Source organism: Phenylobacterium sp., assembly GCF_037138395.1.
Taxonomy (GTDB): Bacteria; Pseudomonadota; Alphaproteobacteria; order Caulobacterales; family Caulobacteraceae; genus Phenylobacterium.
In genome coordinates this window covers 1-4,438 of sequence record NZ_JBAXIM010000185.1, presented here as the reverse complement: position 1 = coordinate 4,438, position 4,438 = coordinate 1, and the positions used below count along the sequence as shown (strand labels likewise).

Here is a 4,438-nt window from a genome sequence, read left to right as displayed (position 1 = left end):
CAGCTGAGGCGCCGTAGCCTCGCGCCTAGTAGGCCCGGCCGATCAGGATCTCCTCCACGCCCGGCCGCCCCGTGAAGAGGCAGGGGCCGAAGGTCGCCGGCTGGTCCATGGGGGCGTTGCGCAGGGTCAGGCGCAGGGCCTTCAGCTTCTGCTCGATGGCCGCCAGCTCATCACCGGTGGGCCGCGCCCAGGGCGCGCGCACCCAGCCGCGGAAGGCGGTCGCCTCCTCGTCGTCAGCGGCGGCGGCCCCGAAGAAGGCGGCCATGTCCGCAAAGTTGGTGATGTCGGTCCGGATGTTGGACTCGAGCCGCGCCTTGGCCTCGTCGAAGAGCCCCTGCTGGATCTCGGCGAGCAGAGCCGGCAGGCCGGCAAGGAAGTCCTCGCGGCTCATGGACTGGCTGGCCACCTTGTCGCCGTCGCGCAGGCGGTCCCGGCGCATGAAGCTGATGGTCCCGCCGGCCACGTCGCGGGGACCCAGCTCAATGATCACCGGTGCGCCGCGGCGCACCCAGTTCCAACGCTTCTCGGCCGACTTCTGCGCCTTGGTGTCGAGGAGGGCCCGGACGGGCTCGCCCAGGGCCGTGACCTGGCCCAGGGCCTTCACCAGGGCCTCGCCCGCCGCCAGGACCTCGGCGTCCTCGGGCTTGTCGCGCAGCATGGGCACGATCACCACCTGGCGGGGGGCGATGGCCGGAGGCAGGCGCAGGCCGTCGTCGTCGCCGTGGGTCATGATCACCCCGCCGATCAGCCGGGTAGAAACCCCCCAGCTGGTCGTGTGGCAGTGGACCAACTCGCCCGCCGAATTCTGGAAGCGGATGTTCTGGGCCTCCGCGAAGTGGGTTCCCAGGTCGTGCGAGGTACCCGCCTGCAGGGCCTTGCCGTCCTGCATCATGGCCTCGATGGAGAAGGTCTTGTCGGCGCCGGGGAAGCGCTCGTTCTCGGGCTTCTCGCCGGCGACCACCGGCATGGCCAGGACGGTCTCGGAGAACTCCCGATAGACCTCCAGCATCTTCAGGGTCTCCTCGCGACCCTCCTCGGCCGTGGCGTGGGCGGTGTGGCCCTCCTGCCAGAGGAATTCCGAGGTGCGCAGGAACAGGCGCGTACGCATCTCCCAGCGGACCACATTGGCCCACTGGTTGATCAGGACCGGCAGGTCCCGGTGGCTCTTGATCCAGCGCGAAAAGGCATCGCCAATGATGGTCTCAGAGGTCGGCCTGACGACCAGGGGCTCTTCCAACCGGGCGTCCGGGTCGGGCACCAGCTTGCCATCCACCGACTTCAGCCGATGGTGGGTGACCACCGCCATCTCCTTGGCGAAGCCTTCGACGTGCTGGGCCTCCTTGGCAAAGAAGGACAGGGGAATGAAGAGGGGGAAATAGCAGTTCTCGTGGCCGGTCTCCTTGATCCGCCGGTCGAGGGTCTGCTGGATTCGCTCCCAGACGCCGTAGCCCCAGGGCTTGATGATCATGGCACCGCGGGTCGGCGAGACCTCGGCCAGGTCGGCGTCGCGGACGACCGCCTGATACCAGTCGGGGAAGGTGGACGTATTGCCGGTCATGCGGCTGACGCTGAGCGCGCGTTGCATCGGGGGCCTCCTGCAGGGCGACCTTCCTTACGGCGGACCCGGCCTTGGGGCAAAGCCCGCTTGCACGGTCGGCGGCGGATGCTATCGCTAGCGGCGGGATTGCAACAATTTGAGGGAGCGCGACATGAACCCCGTGGAAATCAAGGACCTGCCCGGTCTTGTCGGTCAGGAAGTCGGCGTCTCGGACTGGGTGGAAATCAGCCAGGAGCGGGTCAACCAGTTCGCCGAAGCCACCGGCGACCACCAGTGGATCCACGTGGACGTCGAGCGCGCCACCCGGGAAATGGGCGGCCCCATCGCCCATGGCTACCTGACCCTTTCCCTGATCCCCTTCCTGGGCGCCGGCATGCTGCCGGTCAAGGGCGTCAGCCGCGGCATCAACTATGGCTCCGACAAGGTCCGCTTCATCAACATGGTCCGGGTCGGCAAGCGCGTGCGCATGCGCCAGAAGCTGATCGGCGTCGAAGCCAAGGCCGGCGGCGTGCAGATCCGCAATGAATGCACCATCGAGATCGAAGGTGAGGCCAAGCCCGCCTGCGTGGCCGAGACCATGTCGATCCTGTTCGCGGGCTGAGGCCCATCCGCCGGGGCGGCCCTGCGCCGCTCCGGCGCCCCTTCCTGGCGGCGGGAGGCCTGACGTGAGCCGGAGAGCCTGGCTGACGGGCGCCGCCGCACTGGCGCTCTCCGCCTCCGCCAGGGCCCAGCCAGGGACACCCCGCCACATGGCTTCCGACACCCTTCCCAGACCGCCCTCGCCCCGCCGTGAGGCGCGCACCGTCGTCCAGCTGGGCCGCACCCGGACGGACGAGTACGCCTGGATGAAGGCCGAGGACTGGCAAAAGGTCCTGAGGGATCCGTCCGTCCTGAAGCCCGAGATCCGCGGGTACCTCGAAGCCGAGAACGCCTACATGCGGGCGGTCCTGGCTCCGACGGAGGGGCTCCAGGACACCCTCTTCAGGGAAATGAAGGGGCGGATCCGCGAGGACGACGCCTCAGCGCCTGAGCCCGACGGACCCTTCGTCTATTTCACCCGCTACGCCACCGGCGCCCAGCACCCGGCGCATGTCCGTCGTCAACGAAGCGGCGGGACCGAGGAGGTCCTGCTGGACGAGGAGGCCGAGGCGACGGGCAAGGCCTTCTTCAGCGTCGGCGCCGCCGGACATTCGCCCGACCACCGCCTGTTCGCCTGGGCGGCGGATGAACAGGGCTCGGAGGTCTACCGGATCTTCATCCGCGACCTGGCCACCGGCAAGGTCCTGCCCTCGCCGGTCGAGAGCTCAACGGGTGACTTCACCTTCTCGCCAGACAGCGCCTGGCTCTTCTGGACATGGCGGGACGACAATGGCCGCCCGGCGCGGATCTACCGCCGTCCCGTCCGGGGAACCGCCGCCGACGACGTCCTCGTCTACACCGAGGCCGACGAGGGCTTCTTCATCGGGGTCCACCGCAGCGCCTCGGACCGCTTCATCCTGATCTCCTGCGGCAACCAGGAGACCAGTGAGGTCCTCCTCATCCCGGCTGACCGACCCACCGCCACGCCGGTTCCCCTGGAGGCGCGCCGCGACAGCGTCCTCTACGATGTCGAGCACTGGAACGACCGCTTCATCATCCGGACCAACGCCGACGGCGCCGTGGACTTCAAGCTGGTCTCCGCGCCGGAGGCCTCGCCGGGCCGCGCCAGCTGGAAGGACCTCATCGCCCATCGCCCGGGGGTCCTCATCGAGGGAACCCTGGCCTTCCGCCGCTGGCTGGTGCGGCTGGAGAAGGCCGACGCCCTGAACCGGATCGTCATCCGGGGCGAGGACGGCGCCGAACACGCCATCGCCTTCGACGAGCCGGCCTTCGCCCTCGATCTCGATACGGGGCTTGAGTACGACACCGACGTCCTGCGCTTCGTCTACAACTCCATGACCTCGCCCCGCAGTTGGGTGGACTACGACATGGCGAAGCGGACCCGGACGGTGGTGAAGACCCAGGAGATCCCCTCCGGGCACGATCCCTCCCGCTACGAGACCCGTCGCCTCGATGCGCGGGCGGCGGACGGGACCGAGGTCCCGGTCTTCGTCCTGATGCGCAAGGGTCAGAAGCTCGACGGCTCGGCACCCCTCTTCCTCTATGGCTATGGCAGCTACGGGATCAGCCAGGAGGCCAGTTTCTCGATCCGGGCCCTCAGCCTGGTGGACCGGGGCTGGATCTGGGCTCGGGCCTGCGTGCGCGGGGGCTCAGAGAAGGGCCGGGGCTGGTTCCTGGAGGGGCGCCGCGAGCGCAAGATGAACTCCTTCATCGACTTCATCGCCTGCGCCGAGCACCTCCAGCGGCAGGGCTATGGTCGGCCAGCCACGACTGTAGCCTGTGGCGGCTCGGCGGGCGGACTTCTCATGGGCGGGGTCGCCAACCTGCGCCCGGACCTGTTCTCCGGGATCATCGCTGCCGTACCCTTCGTGGACGTGCTCAACACCATGAGCGATGCCTCCCTGCCCTTGACCCCCCCCGAATGGCCGGAGTGGGGCAACCCCCTGACCGACCCTGAGGCCTACGACCAGATCGCCGCCTACAGCCCCTACGACAACATCGCACCCCGCCCCTATCCCGCCATCCTGGCGACAGGGGGCCTCTCAGACCCCCGGGTCACCTACTGGGAGCCTGCCAAGTGGGTGGCGCGCCTGCGTCCGGCATCTACGAGCGGGCGACCGATTCTGCTGAGGATGAACATGGAGGCCGGCCACGCTGGCGCGGCGGGCCGGTTCGATGACCTCAAGGAAACGGCTCTCGAATACGCCTTCGCCCTCTGGGCTGTGGGCGGGGACGCCGCCGGGCCATGACCCTCCCCGAGGCCCTCCTGCGGGACATCCA

Annotated in this window: 3 protein-coding genes; 2 read left to right on the top strand and 1 reads right to left on the bottom strand. The window is 68.8% G+C overall.

The window, feature by feature from the left end:
- Positions 1-25 precede the first annotated feature (25 nt).
- Positions 26-1,585 (bottom strand): aminoacyl--tRNA ligase-related protein, encoded by a 1,560-nt coding sequence (locus tag WCJ52_RS11815; protein ID WP_336903507.1) that lies wholly within the window; start codon positions 1,583-1,585, stop codon positions 26-28.
- Between the two features lie 124 nt (positions 1,586-1,709).
- On the opposite strand from WCJ52_RS11815, the gene WCJ52_RS11810 reads away from it, so the two are divergent.
- Positions 1,710-2,159 carry a MaoC family dehydratase gene (locus tag WCJ52_RS11810; RefSeq protein ID WP_336903506.1) on the top strand — a complete coding sequence of 150 codons (450 nt, stop codon included), beginning with the start codon at positions 1,710-1,712 and terminating at the stop codon, positions 2,157-2,159.
- 64 nt (positions 2,160-2,223) lie between these two features.
- Positions 2,224-4,407 (top strand): S9 family peptidase, encoded by a 2,184-nt coding sequence (locus tag WCJ52_RS11805; protein ID WP_336903505.1) that lies wholly within the window; start codon positions 2,224-2,226, stop codon positions 4,405-4,407.
- The last annotated feature ends 31 nt before the right edge of the window (positions 4,408-4,438 follow it).

Excerpts from the sequence above, each read along its gene's own strand:
- WCJ52_RS11815 (WP_336903507.1), bottom strand. The coding sequence starts at position 1,585 with ATGCAACGCGCGCTCAGCGTCAGCCGCATGACCGGCAATACGTCCACC.
- WCJ52_RS11810 (WP_336903506.1), top strand. The coding sequence starts at position 1,710 with ATGAACCCCGTGGAAATCAAGGACCTGCCCGGTCTTGTCGGTCAGGAA.